Raw genomic sequence first — 17,292 nt, 5'->3', positions numbered from 1 at the left:
AAAATTACTCGATCTTCTCTACGAGAAGAACGGACAGACCTTGGGGCAACTGTGCGAGCATCTGGAGATGACGCGACAATCGGCGACACAGCATTTGGGGCTCCTGGAGGACGCCCAATTGATTACCACTGTGAAACGCGGCCGCGAGAAGCTGCATTTCATAAACCCCGTCCCGCTCCACGACGTCTATATGCGATGGGTGCGAAAATTTGAGATGCAGCGGCTCACACTGCTGCACGATCTAAAAAAGGAACTCGAAGGAGAGTAATAATGAGTGCAGAAAAAACCAGTTTTGTTTATGTGACCTACATTGCCTCAACCCCTGCGAAAGTGTTTGAGGCGATAACCAAGCCAGAACTCGCGAGCCGATATTGGGGACACGAGAATGTATCGGATTGGACGCCGGGATCAACGTGGGAACATATTCGTGCGAATGACGAACGGACGGTTGAACTCACGGGTAGGGTCGTCGAAATTGAACCACCCTCGCGCCTCGTGATCACATGGGCTAATAGGTCCGAGGCCGCCGACCCGAGTGCCCACAGCCGCGTGACCTTTGCAATCGAGCCCTATAGCGGCGACATGGTCCGTCTAACCGTAAGTCACGACGACCTNCCGCCGACCCGAGTGCCCACAGCCGCGTGACCTTTGCAATCGAGCCCTATAGCGGCGACATGGTCCGTCTAACCGTAAGTCACGACGACCTGATCGCCGGAAGTGGCATGGCCACCGGGATCAGCAAAGGCTGGCCTGTCGTCCTCTCCAGCCTGAAATCGTTCTTGGAAACCGGCCGCGGGCTCGACGTCTTCGCAAAACCAAAGTCGGCTTGATCGATCACTATCACCGATCTGAACTATCGCAGGAAAGACAAACTATGAAGATTGGTATTATTGGTGTTGGTGAGATTGGCGGCACTCTCGCCACCAGGCTGTCCAGCAAAAACCATAGTATTCGCGTCGCGAACTCACGCGGTCCAGAAGCGGTGAAGAGCTTTGCAGATAGTATAGGCGCTGTTGCAGTTGATATCTACGGCGCCATAGAGGGGGCGGATGTCGTACTACTGTCGATGCCATTTCCGAGCGTGGGGACGTTGCCAAAGGACCTGTTTGGCCGCGCGCGCGCGAGTACTACTATCATTGATACAGCGAACTATTACCCTGAAGTGCGCGACCCTCGCATTCCGGAGATCGATGCCGGGATGCCGGAAAGCGTCTGGGTTTCGCAGCAGCTTGGTCGTCCCATATTCAAGGCGTTCAATAGCATCATGTTCTACGCTCTTTCTGAATTGGATAAGCCAGAGGGCGCATTAGACCGATTGGCAATTCCAGTCGCAGGTGACGACGCGNAAGGCGTTCAATAGCATCATGTTCTACGCTCTTTCTGAATTGGATAAGCCAGAGGGCGCATTAGACCGATTGGCAATTCCAGTCGCAGGTGACGACGCGAAGGGCAAACAGCTTGTCATGCGGCTGGTAAATGAGACGGGGTTTGACCCCGTCGATGGCGGCAATCTCGCAGACTCCTGGCGCCAGCAACCCTCAACGCCCGCCTATTGTTGCGACTATGGAGCGGAAATGACGCGCAAGGGGCTCGATGCAGCAATCAAGGGTAAGGCAGAGAATATACGCGACGGCGAGTGGAGGGAGAAATACGTTAGGCTTTTCGCCGACCGACCTGCCTACGCAAATGTCCACCCGCATGTCATTGCGCTGAACCGCTCGCTCAACCCACTCTAAACAACTCGGTGGGGATCAATGTGGGCCGTGCATATTACGATTATCAATCGACGACGATATATTAAAAGGTAAGAAGCTATGACCAAGACCTATAAGGGCGGATGTGCCTGTGGCGCAATCCGCTACCATACGAAAAGTGAACCAATCTTCCAGAATCACTGCCAGTGCACGGATTGTCAGAAACGCAGTGGTACCGGACACGGGTCCTACCTTACCTTTGCAAACCGATCCGACATGCATATCGAGGGCCAAGCTGCGAGCTGGCGGGTCGCGGGCGACAGCGGGAACGAAAAGATCCACTCCTTCTGTCCGACCTGCGGGGCGCCGGTCTATCTCGCATTCGCGGCGATGTCGGATTTAATTGTGATCCACGCCACCAGTCTGGATGAGCCTAGCGAGTTTACCCCGCAGGCGGTGACCTACAGCTCTAGCGGCTACCCATGGGACGCGATGGATCCCTCGCTCCAGACATTCGATCGGATGCCGCCCAGCTAAGTGCATCACTATTGGAGTGGGCGTGCGGCAACTCATCAGCTGAGTTTACATGTTTTTCAAATAAAACAGCGCTCACCTCCATCGCATGGAAGATGAAATCAGATAACGAACTGGCCGTACGAGGTGCCCCAAAACACTGGCCAGCGTGGTGCAGAGTAGCAGTCCGTTCAGAGAGGCGGGCTGGTTGCGCTGGTTCTGTCGCAAACTTTTCACCGGGTTTGCAACCAGTATGGTAGGCGTAGATCCGGGTTGAAGATGAGCAGGCAGATTGAGTTTCCCAATCATGGTCGATTCAAAGGCGGTCATTACCCGAAAGACGTGATTTTATACGCGGTATTTTTCTACGTCAGGCATGCGGTCTCCTATCATGATCTGGAAGAGATTATGGCTGAGCGCGGCGTTGCCGTTGACCAGGCGACGCTGAACAGATGGGTCGTTAAATATTCGCCCCTGATTGCCTGCTAGGCCCAGCGCCGCAAATCCGCAACCAGCAGCTCCTGGCGGATGGACGAGACCTATATCCGGCTCAAAGGCAAGGGGACCTATTTCTACCGCGCTCGATAAATTCGGCAAAACCCTTGATTTCATGCTGTCTGAGCACCGCGATGAGGCCGCAGCCAGCGCCTTCTTCGCCCGCACGATTAAGAACAATGGCTGGCCCGAAAAGGTCNCGACGTTTTACATGAGATTCCATTTCTACCGCGCTCGATAAATTCGGCAAAACCCTTGATTTCATGCTGTCTGAGCACCGCGATGAGGCCGCAGCCAGCGCCTTCTTCGCCCGCACGATTAAGAACAATGGCTGGCCCGAAAAGGTCGTCCTCGACAAGAGCGGCGCGAAYCTGGCAGGATTACACAACATCAACTGGCTACTGCTGTTGCGTGGATGGTTCTGGCTGATCGAGATCCTGCAGGTCAAATACCTCAACAACATGATTGAGCAGGACCACCGGTTTATCAAGAAGCTGACCCGCCCCATGAAGGGCTTCAATCAAATACCTCAACAACATGATTGAGCAGGACCACCGGTTTATCAAGAAGCTGACCCGCCCCATGAAGGGCTTCAAATCTTTTCAGTCTGCGTCAGCAACACTGGATGGTATCGAGGTAGCTCACATGATCCGCAAGCGCCAATTTTCAACCAGTGGCCAATCGGCATTCAGCAATTTGCCGCACTCGCTGCATAAGTGTGTCCAGCGATAGCCGTTCTGCGGCCTTTCCAAAAACTTGCGACAGAACCGCCAGTGGTTCCGCCGGAATGTTCGAACACCGATGTTGGCAAAAGCGTTGGCAATAAAGCAAGCCTGGGCTACGAACCTGACCTGAATGAACGGGGCGGTCGAGCGGCGTATCCAAGCTCTGAGGAGATTTGTGAGGCAACGGCTGCCACACGCTTTGCGTGCTTTTCCAGTTCTTTTCGAGAGACCTGGCTCGCTATGAACGACATGCTGAGCGCCGCGACGACCGCGGAGGAATAATCGAAAATGGGCGCTGCCGCGCAGCGTATGCCGATTTCACATTCCTCGTCGTCGATGGCCCAGCCCCGTGCGTGAACTCGCTCAAGCTGTTTGCGAAACTCATCGGCATTCGTAACTGAATGCGGTGTCAGTTTTTCCAATCCGTCCGCTAGCACCGCTTCGACTTCATCCCCATCCGTGAAGGCGAGTATTGCTTTTCCGAGTGCGGTCGTCGTCGCTTTGCGCCGCTGTCCGATTGAAGAGCCGAGGCGGGTTGAACGAAGAGACTCGAACTTGTCGATGTAGATGATGGACGACCCCTCGCGAATGCCGATATGGGTTGTACTGCCCAATTCCTCCACCAGGTTCGAAACGATTGGCTGGGCTATCCGTCTCAGGTCCATACCGCCGAGGCATTGTGCACTGAGAAGCAAGATCTTCGGCCCAAGCCGATAGCGGTTGCTGTCAGGATCCTGCGCGACGAAGCCAGCTTTCTTAAGATCTCCGAGCAGTCGATGGACTGTTGGATGGGGATATTCAAGATAGGCCACGAGATCGGAGAGCCTGACACCACCTGCAGATCCCACGCCCAGATCACCTAAAGCCATCAGCACACCGAAGGCTTTATCTGCAGAACTTTGTCTCGTCGTTCCTTCGGCCGCAGCGGGATTGCGGTTCTCTTGTTGCATCTACCTAACCTTCAAGCTGCATTTTCGATCGATAGTAGTTTGATATGGGGAATCGGCCGAATTGCCAACCAAAAGGTAGCTGCCAAACGCCGCCAAAGCCCTCCGGATCGGCGGCACTGGGCATAATGCTCAGTTATTGAGTCCTTGTCTGTCTGCCGAAAGCTCTCTACCGCCCCATGACAGCGGAAAATGATAGCGAGCGGGCAAACGTCGAGGCGTCTAAGATGGGGGGGCGTCGTCCTCCAACGGCATCGCAATATGCCAAGGTGATGTGGTGTAAGCCACAAAAGAGAGGGGTCGGCAGATGAGCGTTATGATCGGGGTGGATCTTTTGCTCATCAATGCCGACAGTCCTAACGTCCACGATGGGTAATCATTGCTTGCGCCGGTTGATCAGCCGTCTAAGCTTCGGCGTCGAGATTGCGACGCGGCCGCCAATCTGCTCGTCAACCGGGGCGGGCGTTGGGCGCTGCCAAGCCCGTATGTATTGGCAGCGCGCGCTCATTAGCTTTAAGTGTCGAGCACAATCACGTGTGCACTGACAGCCGCCTGCCAGCCAAAACAGCGGCAATGGTAACAATCGAACATACAATGAGATAGATGGCCACGAGCGTTGGTTTGCCGTTCGAATATTCGACAAGGCTGGCAGCGATGAACGGTGTCGGACCGGCAAGGGCCAAGCCACTGAGTTCGCGTGACATCGCAATTCCAGTGAACCGATATTTCGTTGGGAACAGATTCGCAAGAAAAGCGCCTTGGCCGCCGGCCATCGCCCCATAACCGATCGTGTAACATAGGCCCATGCCGATTGCGCAGTAGAGCACGTTCTTTGTTTCAAAAAGCGCGAACATCGGAAATGCAAGTATGATAACGGCAGCCGCGCCAATCATGTACACCTGAGCGCTGCCGATCCTGTCGGCGAGGCGCCCGAAGAGCAAGACGCCGAAAAAACCGCAGATCGAGGAGATGACCACGACAATCAAGCCATCCGACCGCGCCATGCCAAGGGTGTTCGTCATGTAGCTCAACGCGAATGCACTCAAAATGTAGGCATTGGCGTTATGACCGGTCACTGAAAGGAAGCCGAATAGGAGTTCTCGCGGACTTTTACGAAAAAGCTCTCCAATCGGAACTGCCTGGGATTCTCTACGCATCTTGGCTTTCTCCATAGCCTCGACATATTCGGGCGTCTCGTTGAGATGCTGGCGGATGTAAACCGCAACAAGAAACAGAACACCGGAGAAAAGAAACGGGATACGCCATGCCCATCCCAACAACGTTTCTTCGGGAACATAGGAGACGGTGAGGAAAGCGAGGCTCGCCATCAGAATGCCAATCACTGTCGCGGCGCTCGGAATGGCGGTGTAAAAGCAGCGACGGTTTGGCGGTGCGTATTCAGCGACGATCGTGATAGCTCCAGCCAGTTCCGCGCCTGCTCCGAGACCCTGCACCAATCGCAGGAAAACGAGCAATATTGGCGCAAGAAGGCCCACTTGTTGGTAGGTCGGCAAAAGTCCCATTCCGACAGTTGCGGCCGCCATGAGAATGATCGTCAACATGAGAGCAGGCTTGCGTCCAAACCGGTCGCCGATATGGGCGATACCAATACCGCCGAGAGGACGGACGAAAAAGCCAACTGCAAAGGTTGCAAATGCTGCCAGAACACCGGCGGCGGGCGAAAGGCTGCTGAAGAAGAGCTTATTGATGACCAGTCCGGATGCGGCTCCGTATATGGCATAGTCGTACCATTCGATCACGGTGCCCACCGTGGAAGCCACGACTGCCCGGCGCGCATTCGGACTTAAGGACTGATCCGCCATGTCCGAACTCATAACGAGCTTCGTCTCGGCGAGTGATGAATTGAATTCCGACATTGAATTCCTCCCTAAAGGACGGCTTGAACTGACACGCACACCTCCTCGCGCGGCCACAGTGCAAATGCGGCACCAGTTCAAGCCAAAGATTGCAAAAGATCAGGCTCTAAAGCCTGGATGGCATCGGTCCATCTGACGGACAAGTGCTGCCCATTCGATATCGTCATTCGCACTTGCATCGGACGTGCCGTCGGCCCAGCGCTTTGCCGTAGCCTCGCAAACCTCGACGCTCGGCAGATACGGGCTCTTTCCCGATTTCAAAACATCGAGTTGCACCATTGCCGCCTGCTCAAGAAAATACATTCGCTGGAAAGCCTTGCCGACGGTCTCACCCACAGTGAGGACGCCGTGATTGCGAAGCACCATCGCATTGTTAGAACCAAGGCTTTCGACGAGACGAGCCCGCTCATCGGCATTGACGTTGAAGCCTTCGTAGTCGTGGTAGGACAGGCGGTTGTAGAACTGCAGGCCGCCTTGCGTCATCGGCACCAGACCACCTTCCATGCAGGCAAGCGCGACACTGTAGCGGCTATGGGTATGCAAAACGCATTTGGCATCCTCCCGCGCGATGTGGATGGCGCTGTGAATGATGAAGCCTGCGCGATTGATGCGATACGGTGTATCGCTCATGATATTTCCATCGACATCGATCTTAACAAGGCTGGATGCGGTAACCTCGTCATAGGCAAGGCCAAACGGGTTCGTCAGGAAAACACCCGGTTCGCCTGGAACATTCAGGGTGATGTGATTGTAGATAAGATCGGTTAGCCCGAAATGATGGACAAGGCGGTAGCAGGCCGCCAGATTGACGCGAGCCTCCCATTCTTCGTTGGACATCCGGGCCACTTGTGCGCCCACCTGCAGTTTTTCCAATGCGCTCATCGGTTCCTCCATAAGAGCTGACATTCATTGAGATGGAAGTTTTGGTTAAGCGGAAACGAGACGTTGCTTCTGCTTTCCCAACCCGTCGATACCCAGTTCCATCACCTGTCCGGCACGCAGGAACTGGGGTGGCTTTTGTCCCAAGCCGACCCCGGGCGGGGTGCCGGTACTAATGATATCGCCCGGTTGCAGCGACATAAACTGGCTGACGTAACTGAGGATCTGGCGAACCGTGAAGATCATCGTCTTAGTGTTGCCATTCTGAACGCGCTTTCCGTCCACATCCAACCACATGCCGAGATTCTGCGGGTTGGGTATTTCGTCCTTGGTGACAAGCCACGGGCCTGTGGGGCCGAACGTATCCGCGCTTTTCCCTTTGTCCCATTGGCCGCCGCGCTCCAGCTGATAGGCGCGCTCCGACACGTCGTTCACCACGCAATATCCAAGGACGTAGTCTTCCGCGTCGGCTTCCGAAACGTATCTTGCCGCCCTACCGATGACGACGCCGAGTTCTACCTCCCAGTCCGTCTTTTCCGAACCGGGAGGAATGATGACGTCGTCATCCGGTCCGCAGATTGCCGAGGTTGCTTTCATGAAGACGATCGGCTCCTCTGGGATGGGGCTGTTGGTTTCCTTTGCGTGGTCGATATAGTTCAGCCCGATGCAGATCATCTTGCCGACTTTGCCGATGCATGGGCCGATGCGACCCACATCGTGTAATTCCGGCAAAGTTTCGGGATCGACATCTTTTAAAAGCGAGATCCGCTCGATCGTGTCGGGCGTTATATCTGCGACAATGCGCGAGATATCGCGTGCGGTGCCACTGTTGTCGAGGAGTGCCGGCTTTTCGGCGCCGTGCGGACCATATCTGAACAGTTTCAATGGATTGCTCCGGATTGCTGGTATATTTAGGCGGCCATGCCACCGTCGATGATCACGACAGAACCCGTCATGAACGCGCTCTCATCCGAGGCGAGGTAGGCGGAAAGGCCGGCGATTTCGTCGGGTTTTCCAAGGCGCCCCATCGGCTGGCGGGAGATGAAGTCGCCCCTTGCCTTTACGGGATCCGCGAATGAGTTGATGCGATCTTGGAGCGAGGGCGACTCGATGGTCCCGGGGCAGATCGCGTTGCAGCGGATGCCCTTGCCGACGTAGTCAATGCTGACAGATTTTGTAAGCCCGATGACAGCGGCCTTGGTTGCCGAGTATGCTGCTCGGTTCGCGACCGCTTTTACTGAAGATGCTATCGAGGCAATATTGATGATACTGCCTCGCCCTTGGGCGATCATGCCGGGCAGCACTGCCTGTATCGCGTGGTAAACCGAGTCGATATTCAGCGTGAAACTCCGCTTCCAGGCGTCGAGATCGCAATCAAGAATAGTGCCCTGATGAACCCAGCCAACGCAATTCACCAGAATATCAATGGGGCGATCCTGCGCGGCAACGACTGCGGCAAGGGCGATGGGATCGGATCCGTCGAACACCTCGGTGCTGAATACGGTGTGCTTGAGCACTGACAACCCCTCGCCATTGATGTCGCCGGCAATGACTTCAGCGCCTTCGGCAGTGAGACGCTGCGCTACCGCAGTACCGATACCCTGCGCCGCCGCGGTGACGAGGGCGCGCTTGCCTTCCAAGCGTGAAGGCATCGGGGAAAAGTACGAGACGGGTTGCGGCCCTACGTTTTCATTCATTTCTGCAATCTCCTCCATTATCCACATACCGGATTGTCCGTCCATATGGCGGACATATGGAGGAGTCAAGCCTTGCTGCCTAAAAACCTGTCCTGCACGTCCATCACGCCCCCCGCCATCTCAGCCGCTTCGACGTCTGACCAATGCCTGGATTGAAACAGTTGCAAGGATCGAGTTTCCGGTAATGTTCGGCGACCGCCTCACCAGCAGGGTATAGATGGCCGAAATTGTGCTCGGCCGGATATTTGCCGCCGCGCTTTTGCACCGTTTCAAGGATAGAGTGCTCGACTGCCGACCAGTGGGCGCCCTTGCTGATGATGTAGTCCTGATGGAAAACCTGGCAGAAAAAATGCCCATAATACAAGCGCTTTAGGACGACGCTGCCAAGCGATTCAGGTAGCCTTTCCTGCCACTCAATAGTATTTCGCGGCAAAGCGATGTCGAGCGCAACGATCTCCCCGACCTTTGCCCGATGGACCGCTCGGTAGCGGACGGCGGCACCAGCCACCGCAAATCGATGCAAAAAAGCTGCAACGCCTTCTCCGTTTGTGCACTCGAAGAAGTCGCCGGCGCCGGTAGAGAAAAGGGTCTTTAGAAAAGCGCTTGTCTCCCCAACTCCATCGTTTGACACTTTGAGCAGAAGATGATGCTCATACTTGTCTCGAAACTCCTTCAGCCGGGCTGGAAGGTGGGGCGGGAAAAATCGGCTAATAAATTGTAGCGTCCGATCAGTGAGATCGCGCGGAAAGAACGGAAGACTTCCGGCGAAGGCGTCGATACGGCTTTTGATGGCGAAAAGTCTCGGCAACCGCGCTGTTCCAAGATGCTTGATCAGTAGGAACGTGTCTTTTCCATATCGCTCAGCGATGTCGAAAGCGTCCCGGTGCACATACTCGGCTGCAATGGGTAGGGACGCGAAAGTTGCGAGCATCGTGCGCCGAATTTTTGTCAGGTCGCCCGCGCTGTTACTCCCAATATAAAACGTCTTGGTGTTGAGTTCCGCCTTGAACGTATCAAGCCGAACAGCAAACACGATGACCTTGCCAGCCGAACCGGACGCGCCATAAAGCCTGCGCGAATCCCCGTTGAAGCGGGCAGGAGTATCAGCATCTATGTCGCGGACATACCTAGCATAATCTGGATCTGAGGCGAGTCTATCCGTTGTTTCGATGTCTGCGTCGGAGAACCTCCCATTATCGAGCCGCTTCAGAATTTCTTCCGGCGTCCGTCCAAGATCAATGCCGAGTTGATTGATGAGATGCAGACGGCCATCTCCGTCGACTTGCGCAAACAGGGCCAGCTCGGTGTAGGCAGGACCGCGGTGAATGAGGGAGCCACCGGAATTGTTGCAGACGCCGCCAAGCGCCGAAGCCCCGAGACAAGATGATCCAATGACGGAATGGGGTTCGCGACCTAGAGGCTTAAGTGCTTTTTCAAGCTCATCGAGTGTCGTACCAGGGAAACATACCACCTGCGTGCCGTCTTTTATGAGATAGAGGTTTTTAACCCGCATCATATTTATGATGACGACATCGCGATCATAGTCATCGCCGAAGGGAGTGGAGCCGCCAGTCAAACCGGTGTTCGACGCTTGCGCAACAACGATTTTCCCTGCGGCGATACATGCCTGGAGAACATGCCACAATTGAAGTAGGGTTCCCGGTCTTACGACCGCCAGGGCTGCTCCGCTCCCGAACCTATAGCCATAGACATAACGGCGCATGGCCTTGGGTTCCAAAAGCACGTGAGCCGCGCCCACAGCCTTTACAATGGAAGCGAGGAAGCACTGCGCGGAGTCAGCAGATTGTTTTTGAGCCATCGTCTTCCTGTAGTTCAAGGAGTTTGCGGAGCGAGCGCCACCTTGGCGAGACATCGCATAGCAGAGGGGAAAGAGTGCCTTGAAGCCCTCTTAACCTTCAGCGCGCATTTATCCGATATGCAGACATCAAATCCATATTGCGGACTTAATCTCCTGTCAACGAGATGATATTTGGCTGGGGGCCGGATGGTGCACGGACCAAATTTCAACATTTTGCATCTATGCGGCCAGGATCGAAACTCTTTTGATTGGTCCAGCGTGCCGCATAAGCACAACGCCTCCCGGCGACACCGTATCAGCAAGATGAAGTTCAAAATGACGAACTGGGCGGAGTACGGGGCCGCCCCGCGTCGAACACCGCGCGGAGGTCAGTCGCTTTATTCTGATCTGGCGATCGAAACCACGCTGATGCTGGGCATGGTATTCGGATTGCGGCTGCGCCAGAGCGAGGGCTTCTTGAACTCTGTTTTGGAATTGATGGCGCTGGATTTGGCTGTGCCTGATCACACGACACTGAGCCGTAGGGCCAGAACCAACGACCGGCAGCATGTGGCGGATGGCCCCATTCACGTTCTGGTCTACAGTACCGGGCTGAAGATCTATGGCGCCGGCCAATGGCTGGGAGAAAAGCATGGGGCAAAGTCCCGGCGTGGCTGGAGAAAACTGCATCTGGCGGTTGACGCCGACAGTGGCGAGATTATTGCCCATAGCCTGACAGATCAGGAAACAGGCGACGCCTCGCAGGTGGAGCCATTGCTTGATCAGATCGATGATGAGATCGGCCAGCTCACTGCCGATGGAGCCTATGATGGCACTCCAACCTACGACGGAGTTCTGCGTCACAGCGCAGGCGCGAGGGTCGTCATTCCACCGCGATCGAACGCGGTTGAACAGCCCAACGCGCAAGCAGCATCCTGCCAGAGAGACGATCACATCGCCTCCATGCAGATAGAGGGCCGGCTGAAGCGATCGGCGTGGCCATCCTTAACCGAATGCTCGACTGCGGACGCCCGAAATCCGTTCGCTGCCAAGCCTCGACGGGAGCAACCAAATAAGCGGACCCACCAAAAACCAGATTCCGCAAATTAGCTGATCGCTGCACCAACGCTCCGCGGAACTACCTTGCTCTCGTCAAACTCGCTTCAGCCAGAATCTGGTTGCGCTTTACGAGTCTGTGACCTAGAAACGGCCCCCGGACGCTCGGAGAGGCGTTCAGACAGGAGCCCGACTATGATCAAGATGAGCGTCTACTATCCGGCCGATGGCGGCTCGAAATTCGATCACGACTACTACCGCACCCGCCACATGCCACTGATCCAGGAACGGCTCGGCGGTGCCTGCCTGCGCTACGAGATCGATAAGGGCCTTGCGGGTCGCGAACCTGGAAGCGCGCCGGAGTTCGTCGCGGCGTGCCACATCTACTCGCCGACCCTGGGGACACTCCAGGAGGCGTTCGGTCCCTACCGCGCGGAGATCGTCGCAGACGTCGCCAACTATACCGATATCGCGCCCATCGTGCAGCTCAGCGAAATCGTTGGAGGGTAGGGGGCTTCGGCGCGTTAGCTCCGCGTGCAAATCAACATGACGTTGTTGCGTGGATCATTAATCGGGTGGTCTTAGGTAGTTGGCGAACGCGATAACTGGTCTCTTCCCCGATGCCTTTCAAACACAATGCCGCCCGCCGTCATCGTATCGGCAAGATGAAGTTCAGGGTGACGAACTGGCCGGAATATGAGGCTGGCCTGCGCCGCCGTGGCAGCCTGACGCTTTGGATAACACCAGAAGCGCTGTCGTCCTGGCMGGCGCCGAAGCGGACAACACGCGGTGGCCAGCCACGCTATTGCGATCTGGCTATCGAGACCGCCCTGACGCTTGGTCTGGTGTTCGGCCTGCGATTASGCCAGACGGAGGGCTTGCTGGCATCTGTGCTGAAGCTGATGGGATTGGATCTCGCCGTGCCCGATCACACCACATTGAGCCGCCGGGCGCGGAAAAGGCAAACGGAGAACAGGCGGAATGGNGAGGGCTTGCTGGCATCTGTGCTGAAGCTGATGGGATTGGATCTCGCCGTGCCCGATCACACCACATTGAGCCGCCGGGCGCGGAAAAGGCAAACGGAGAACAGGCGGAATGGCCGCAGCCTTCCGAGAAAGGAGCCCSTTCACGTCCTCATCGACAGCACGGGGCTCGAAGTCTACGGCGCCGGCCAGTGGCTGGCAGACAAGCACGGCGCCAANCAGCCTTCCGAGAAAGGAGCCCGTTCACGTCCTCATCGACAGCACGGGGCTCGAAGTCTACGGCGCCGGCCAGTGGCTGGCAGACAAGCACGGCGCCAATCATTTCGGCGTGGAGTTTAATCCACCACGCACGGTCGGATTAGATCGTCAACCGTCACATTTCTCAGGCGTTCCAAAGCCTCATGCAGTCGATCATTACCTCCGGATTTTCGCCGTCGCTGACTTCAGAGTCGATTCATCAGAATATTCCGCGCCTCGAATTGATCCGTTTCGCCACGTACGCGGGCATCCTGAGGCAGGTCTGCACCAGATACAGATTTGCAAGCTAATCGCATTGCCTATTTGAATTTTCAACTTGGCCTAGATACCGCAACGGGCAGCCTATCTAGGCGTCCGACGGGCTTCCGTGAATTTACCTCAAGAACTGCATGGAAGGGAACACAGGGTCTATCCCACCCGTCGCTCCCTTCGACCGGGTTACTCCATTCTTCCCCGATATCTGTCAGCAGTTCCAGAAATCCCTGTAACGCTTGATCTGGCTCGAGTGAAAGGATGTCGTCCGCATCACCAATCAAGATCAGATATGAGGGTTTTGGGATCCAAGATAGATCCGATAGCATGTCGGAAAGCGCATTAAAGTTGCGACCTTAGTAGTCAGGAAAATTAAGGTCTTTGCCCCGTCTCTTGTCATTACGACCCTGTGGCCGTTGGGTAGAGAAACGGGGCAGCTGCCGTCATCATCGGCATAGGCTGGCGTGATCAGCCAATCAAACAGGCGGAAGTCGGCCGCGCCGTGTTGACCGCAGGCAGCAAGCTGCGCGCGCACATTCGGATCGTTCCAGTAGAGAGCAATCTCCTGCGCCGAAATCCGGTCCTGCCCCGTAGACATCCGGTCGAAGGCCTCGCCGAGTGCCTGTGTTATGGTCTTTCCTGCCTCGACCGCCGCCTTCAGGCTGTTTGTCGACAGATACACGTCAAGCTCGACATGCTTGTCCTTGGTGATCTCGTAGGCCTTGTCGGGATCGCGGTTGAGTTCATCGAGAGGGCGAGTAGGACTGCCGTCCCGTTCGAGAGCGGCTTGCTGTTCCCTGTCGCGAATGACAATGTCGCCTGGACCGACGGTGGCTCGAACCGTTTGGCGCGTGTCGTCGAGCTGGTAGGAACCCTCCAGTGCGTGGTTGGTAGTGGAATTGCCGTTCTCGTCTTTGCCACTGGATAGATCGATGCCGAGATCTATACCGAAGCTTTCATAACCCTTCCTACCTTCGAAGTTGTCGTAAGTCAGCGTGCCGGTATCGAGTATGAGATCGCCTGACTCGAGACGATCTTGCCGGCGCCGAGATGGGTATTGCCGCCGACCGTGACGTCCATTGTCCAAGTGGAGTTCAGGCCAGATTGCTCCGTGATCCAGTTCGTTTGGCCAGAGCCGTTGTCGCCGCCGATCTGCACGCCCGACAGAACCTGTCCGCCGCCGAGGCTAAAGCCGCCCGAAAGCGAGTGGTTTGAATTTGCACCGGTGTCGGGTACGGAGAGAATTGTAAGATTACCACCGACATTTGCTGTCACCGTGTCGCCGGAGACAACCGCACCCGCGAGACGCGTATCGTTTCCCGACTCCACGGTGATGTCACCGGTACCGTTGACGTGACTATTGACCTGAGTGGTACCAGCGGCGTTGGATTTTCCAACCGACGCATTGGCGCTACCCGTCAGTCCGGCATTGACACCCTTGATGCCGACGCCCGCGGAAAGGCCGAAGCTTGCACCTCCTGACGCGCTGCTCATCGATGAACTGGTAGTCGCCTGTGCGCTTTCGAGAATGATCTCCTTGCCAGCCCTCAGGGTAATATCGCCGGCTTTGTCGTAATCATGAGGGAGGAGACCACGTTAGCACTGCACGTCTCATCCACCGACTTGCGGTACTCAATGCCAATCGTGCCGGAGCCTGAACTTGGCAAGAAGGTTCTCCTTAGAATGTCACTCTTGCCTTATAGGCCGAAGGCGCTCTGGCAGAGGGAGTTTGCGCCAGGAACGGCATTATCCTCCAGCGTTTTTATTTTCGAGATCACGTTCTTGTCGATGGAAACGGCGATCACGCATAGCCTCGGCTCATCGTGTTGTGGCACATAATATTTCATCGTGGCGCCGGGATAGCTGTCCTGTGACCAACGGCCGGGAACACGAACCGTGCGTTCATGACGCCACGTCGACAAAACGCCATTGGGCGTTTCCGCATTCTCAACGGCAGCACCAAACCTCCTATGGAATTCCGCGCTTGACCTGCCCATCCATTGGTCGTTGAGCTTGTTGTAGGGCTTGGCAAGACCGGTGCTTAAGGCCCTATTTACGTTGGCCCCACGGTCTTTTCCGCATTGCAGCCGCCAAGTAAAAGCGAAACGAGGACTATCGAAAGTGGGCATACAATACTAAAACGCCGTGATCTGTTAGACATCTTTATTCCGCTTACGTCCGCCAGGGCCATCATTGTCGCAAGATCCAACTTTTCGTATCAGCTTCCTCCTCAAAGCCGCGCCAACCGGGAAAAACACCCAGAAGTTTGCCGAACGTTCAACGAGCGACGCCATGTTCGGTGGTCTTTCGGATAGATGCCGGGCAGTATTCGATTTAGCGAGCCCATATTCTTGTTTCTTAACGCATACTGGAAAACCGGCTATTTAATTGAGTTTAAAAGAGACTTTGCTCTTCGCAGAGAGCTCGCGTATATCGGATTGGTCTTCGCAAAACTGTTGATCCTGGGCGGCTGGAAGGGCCGGTCCTGTCAACTGGAAATGCTGATCCGTTCTGATCGTTACGGGTTGTAAGGTTGATAATCCTCGAATTCCCAAAACATAAAGCGGGACAGCTTTGTCGCAATGTCCTCCCAGCACTCACCTTCGATACTTTCGACAGTTTCGACAGTTTCGACAATAAGCGCTTTGAGAGCAATTTCATCATAGCAATCCATAAAGATCCAATGGCGTGCAAACCGAGGGCGATCCAACTGATTTTCCGCAAACCAGCTTGGGGAACTTACTTCGAAGGAGAATATCTCGGCACCATCATTGTCCTCTGGCCCAATTAACGCCTCTGCTGGGAAATAAAAATGACTGACGTTTTCCGGCGTATAGCCGTCGAAAGAGAAATTGAGTGGCCGTATCTTTGTAACTTTTGCTTTCACGGTTCAACTTTCACGCGCGGCCAACAAAAGTCGCACCGACAGAAACACAATTCGTAGATCGCGCGGTGCTAGAACTACAGGAAGATCGCAGCGGCGCGGTGAGGAGATCACCGCCGTTGGTGAGCTACGCCGCTGCTTATTCGTGCACTCCCAAGCTGTCCAAGATTGCGACCAGATCAGTGGCGATCTTCCCGACCTCTTCTGGAGGATAGCCAACTGTAGTGTGGAAATTGGAAATACACGTTCCGAATACCGCCTCCCTGATAATTGCCACGATCATTAACGCTTCTTGATGTCATAGCCACGGAAACAATATTCTTAGATCTCTCAATTAGTTGCATGATCTCTTTCACTGATAAGGAGTGGTTCGCTTTGGCAAGGATGAGATGTACTCGGACCAATTTTGCGGTTGAAATGCAGTGCTTTGTCCCGAACCCGTCCGATTGACCACGACGACGGTGCCTGCGGCTTCCTGAAGATAGACTTCTCTTCCGCTCGCATAATACCGGATCTCGCTGGGATGCAAAATTACGTTCTCCACATGTGCACGGAATTGCGCCGACGTTCTGATGCCAAGGCCGGAGAACTCGCCCTGTAAAAGGAGTGATCAAGGATGTCTTCCAGGTGCCATATTCAATTTTATGCCGGTGGTGGCGTTTGCCGTGCCGCCAGGCGTCCTGATCGTCTCCCCTGGTGCAGATAGTTCGACTTCGGATAGCTGTACCGCTTTTCCGGTCGCTTGATCAAATACGCTGATGATCCGGGCGTTACTAAAACAAGGCGTTTAATGGCTCCTTCGATGATATCTCGGCGACAAGAATTGCATCCAGATAGCGATCGAGATCTTCGGCTAGCCATCTCTGCCCGTCGCGCTTCAGGTGAAATTTAACAACAACATTGTTTTCCTCGGAGGAGATTATCGCGACTAGAATATAATCGGATCCGGTGGCCTTCCAAGCTCTGAGAACCTCCTCCACAAAGACTATCGCTTGCAAAAGAGGATCAGTCACATCGTAGTCGTCGATGTGGACCGAGTTGACGAAGCACTCCAGGCCCACCGCGTCGGGAAAATCCTTCCGAGTAACGCTCTTGGAGTTCTGAAGGAGCGCGGAGAGGAACTGGCAACCGGACTTGGCAGTAAAGCCGCCGGCCGCGAGTGCCTTCAATTCCGGATGAAGGGGGGGGCGGCCGGCTACCTCACTAAGCAGCTTTCGCATTTGTTCGTTTGTCT

The 17,292-nt window shown here is 55.2% G+C and carries 17 protein-coding genes and 7 pseudogenes; 12 read left to right on the top strand and 12 right to left on the bottom strand.

Features of this window, described 5'->3' with window-relative positions; genetic code table 11:
- From ASC97_RS35630 to ASC97_RS36340, 8 genes and pseudogenes are all read left to right on the top strand, one after another.
- On the top strand, positions 1 to 268 hold a 268-nt coding region (locus ASC97_RS35630; protein WP_244481569.1), incomplete at its 5' end, for an ArsR/SmtB family transcription factor.
- Positions 269 to 270: 2 nt separating this feature from the next.
- Positions 271 to 614 (top strand): annotated as a pseudogene (locus ASC97_RS34235) (SRPBCC domain-containing protein); the annotation flags it as partial.
- A gap of 60 nt (positions 615 to 674) precedes the next feature.
- The gene (locus ASC97_RS34230; protein WP_443216774.1) at positions 675 to 830 is read left to right on the top strand and encodes a hypothetical protein; all 156 of its coding nucleotides are present in this window, start codon (positions 675 to 677) and stop codon (positions 828 to 830) included.
- A 44-nt stretch (positions 831 to 874) separates the two neighbouring features.
- Positions 875 to 1,345, top strand: a pseudogene (locus ASC97_RS34225) (NADPH-dependent F420 reductase); the annotation flags it as partial.
- A gap of 1 nt (position 1,346) precedes the next feature.
- A partial coding sequence (locus ASC97_RS34220; protein WP_443216772.1) for an NADPH-dependent F420 reductase occupies positions 1,347 to 1,736 on the top strand: 390 nt, incomplete at its 5' end.
- A 78-nt stretch (positions 1,737 to 1,814) separates the two neighbouring features.
- Positions 1,815 to 2,231 carry a GFA family protein gene (locus tag ASC97_RS23925; RefSeq protein ID WP_057470839.1) on the top strand — a complete coding sequence of 139 codons (417 nt, stop codon included), beginning with the start codon at positions 1,815 to 1,817 and terminating at the stop codon, positions 2,229 to 2,231.
- 255 nt (positions 2,232 to 2,486) lie between these two features.
- Positions 2,487 to 2,901 (top strand): annotated as a pseudogene (locus ASC97_RS23920) (IS6 family transposase); the annotation flags it as partial.
- A 37-nt stretch (positions 2,902 to 2,938) separates the two neighbouring features.
- A pseudogene (locus tag ASC97_RS36340) lies at positions 2,939 to 3,418 on the top strand (DDE-type integrase/transposase/recombinase); the annotation flags it as partial.
- Positions 3,419 to 3,540: 122 nt separating this feature from the next.
- Here the strand turns inward: ASC97_RS36340 and ASC97_RS23905 are convergent.
- The 6 genes from ASC97_RS23905 to dld all read right to left on the bottom strand — a co-directional run bounded on the left by ASC97_RS23905 (position 3,541) and on the right by dld (position 10,646).
- Positions 3,541 to 4,377, bottom strand: a complete 837-nt coding sequence (locus tag ASC97_RS23905; protein ID WP_057470837.1) for an IclR family transcriptional regulator — start codon at positions 4,375 to 4,377, stop codon at positions 3,541 to 3,543.
- 527 nt (positions 4,378 to 4,904) lie between these two features.
- Positions 4,905 to 6,251, bottom strand: a complete 1,347-nt coding sequence (locus ASC97_RS23900) for an MFS transporter (protein ID WP_244481568.1) — start codon at positions 6,249 to 6,251, stop codon at positions 4,905 to 4,907.
- 99 nt (positions 6,252 to 6,350) lie between these two features.
- The gene (locus tag ASC97_RS23895; protein ID WP_244481567.1) at positions 6,351 to 7,133 is read right to left on the bottom strand and encodes a class II aldolase/adducin family protein; all 783 of its coding nucleotides are present in this window, start codon (positions 7,131 to 7,133) and stop codon (positions 6,351 to 6,353) included.
- Positions 7,134 to 7,178: 45 nt separating this feature from the next.
- Positions 7,179 to 8,015 carry a fumarylacetoacetate hydrolase family protein gene (locus tag ASC97_RS23890; protein ID WP_057470836.1) on the bottom strand — a complete coding sequence of 279 codons (837 nt, stop codon included), beginning with the start codon at positions 8,013 to 8,015 and terminating at the stop codon, positions 7,179 to 7,181.
- A 26-nt stretch (positions 8,016 to 8,041) separates the two neighbouring features.
- On the bottom strand, positions 8,042 to 8,782 hold the full coding sequence (locus tag ASC97_RS23885) for an SDR family oxidoreductase (protein WP_057470861.1): 741 nt from the start codon (positions 8,780 to 8,782) through the stop codon (positions 8,042 to 8,044).
- 148 nt (positions 8,783 to 8,930) lie between these two features.
- A complete protein-coding gene (dld, locus tag ASC97_RS23880; protein ID WP_057470835.1) occupies positions 8,931 to 10,646 on the bottom strand; it encodes a D-lactate dehydrogenase in 1,716 nt (571 codons plus the stop codon).
- A 303-nt stretch (positions 10,647 to 10,949) separates the two neighbouring features.
- Between dld and ASC97_RS23875 the strand changes: the two are divergent.
- The 4 genes and pseudogenes from ASC97_RS23875 to ASC97_RS35620 form a co-directional block, all read left to right on the top strand.
- A pseudogene (locus tag ASC97_RS23875) lies at positions 10,950 to 11,701 on the top strand (IS5 family transposase).
- 175 nt (positions 11,702 to 11,876) lie between these two features.
- Positions 11,877 to 12,191 carry an EthD family reductase gene (locus tag ASC97_RS23870; RefSeq protein ID WP_057470834.1) on the top strand — a complete coding sequence of 105 codons (315 nt, stop codon included), beginning with the start codon at positions 11,877 to 11,879 and terminating at the stop codon, positions 12,189 to 12,191.
- A gap of 110 nt (positions 12,192 to 12,301) precedes the next feature.
- Positions 12,302 to 12,666 (top strand): annotated as a pseudogene (locus ASC97_RS35625) (transposase); the annotation flags it as partial.
- 1 nt (position 12,667) lies between these two features.
- A pseudogene (locus tag ASC97_RS35620) lies at positions 12,668 to 12,882 on the top strand (transposase); the annotation flags it as partial.
- Positions 12,883 to 13,233: 351 nt separating this feature from the next.
- On the opposite strand, the gene ASC97_RS36335 reads toward ASC97_RS35620, so the two are convergent.
- The 6 genes from ASC97_RS36335 to ASC97_RS23830 all read right to left on the bottom strand — a co-directional run bounded on the left by ASC97_RS36335 (position 13,234) and on the right by ASC97_RS23830 (position 17,278).
- On the bottom strand, positions 13,234 to 13,503 hold the full coding sequence (locus ASC97_RS36335) for a barstar family protein (RefSeq protein ID WP_082530131.1): 270 nt from the start codon (positions 13,501 to 13,503) through the stop codon (positions 13,234 to 13,236).
- A complete protein-coding gene (locus ASC97_RS35615; protein WP_244481566.1) occupies positions 13,461 to 14,261 on the bottom strand; it encodes a hypothetical protein in 801 nt (266 codons plus the stop codon). Before ASC97_RS35615 ends, ASC97_RS36335 begins: the two co-directional genes overlap by 43 nt.
- Positions 14,165 to 14,704 (bottom strand): hemagglutinin repeat-containing protein, encoded by a 540-nt coding sequence (locus ASC97_RS35610; protein WP_244481571.1) that lies wholly within the window; start codon positions 14,702 to 14,704, stop codon positions 14,165 to 14,167. The genes ASC97_RS35615 and ASC97_RS35610 overlap by 97 nt, the downstream gene beginning before the upstream one ends.
- A gap of 167 nt (positions 14,705 to 14,871) precedes the next feature.
- Positions 14,872 to 15,303 (bottom strand): hypothetical protein, encoded by a 432-nt coding sequence (locus ASC97_RS34200; protein WP_156390445.1) that lies wholly within the window; start codon positions 15,301 to 15,303, stop codon positions 14,872 to 14,874.
- 389 nt (positions 15,304 to 15,692) lie between these two features.
- Complete coding sequence (locus ASC97_RS33390) at positions 15,693 to 16,061, bottom strand: Imm8 family immunity protein (protein WP_082530128.1); 369 nt, start codon at positions 16,059 to 16,061, stop codon at positions 15,693 to 15,695.
- A 770-nt stretch (positions 16,062 to 16,831) separates the two neighbouring features.
- Positions 16,832 to 17,278, bottom strand: coding sequence for a hypothetical protein (locus ASC97_RS23830; protein WP_057470826.1), 447 nt, complete (start codon positions 17,276 to 17,278; stop codon positions 16,832 to 16,834).
- Positions 17,279 to 17,292: the final 14 nt, after the last annotated feature.

Source organism: Rhizobium sp. Root1203, assembly GCF_001424945.1.
Lineage (GTDB): Bacteria > Pseudomonadota > Alphaproteobacteria > Rhizobiales > Rhizobiaceae > Rhizobium.
Note: the sequence above shows the minus strand (reverse complement) of the source record. Positions and strands in the feature narration are given on the sequence as shown.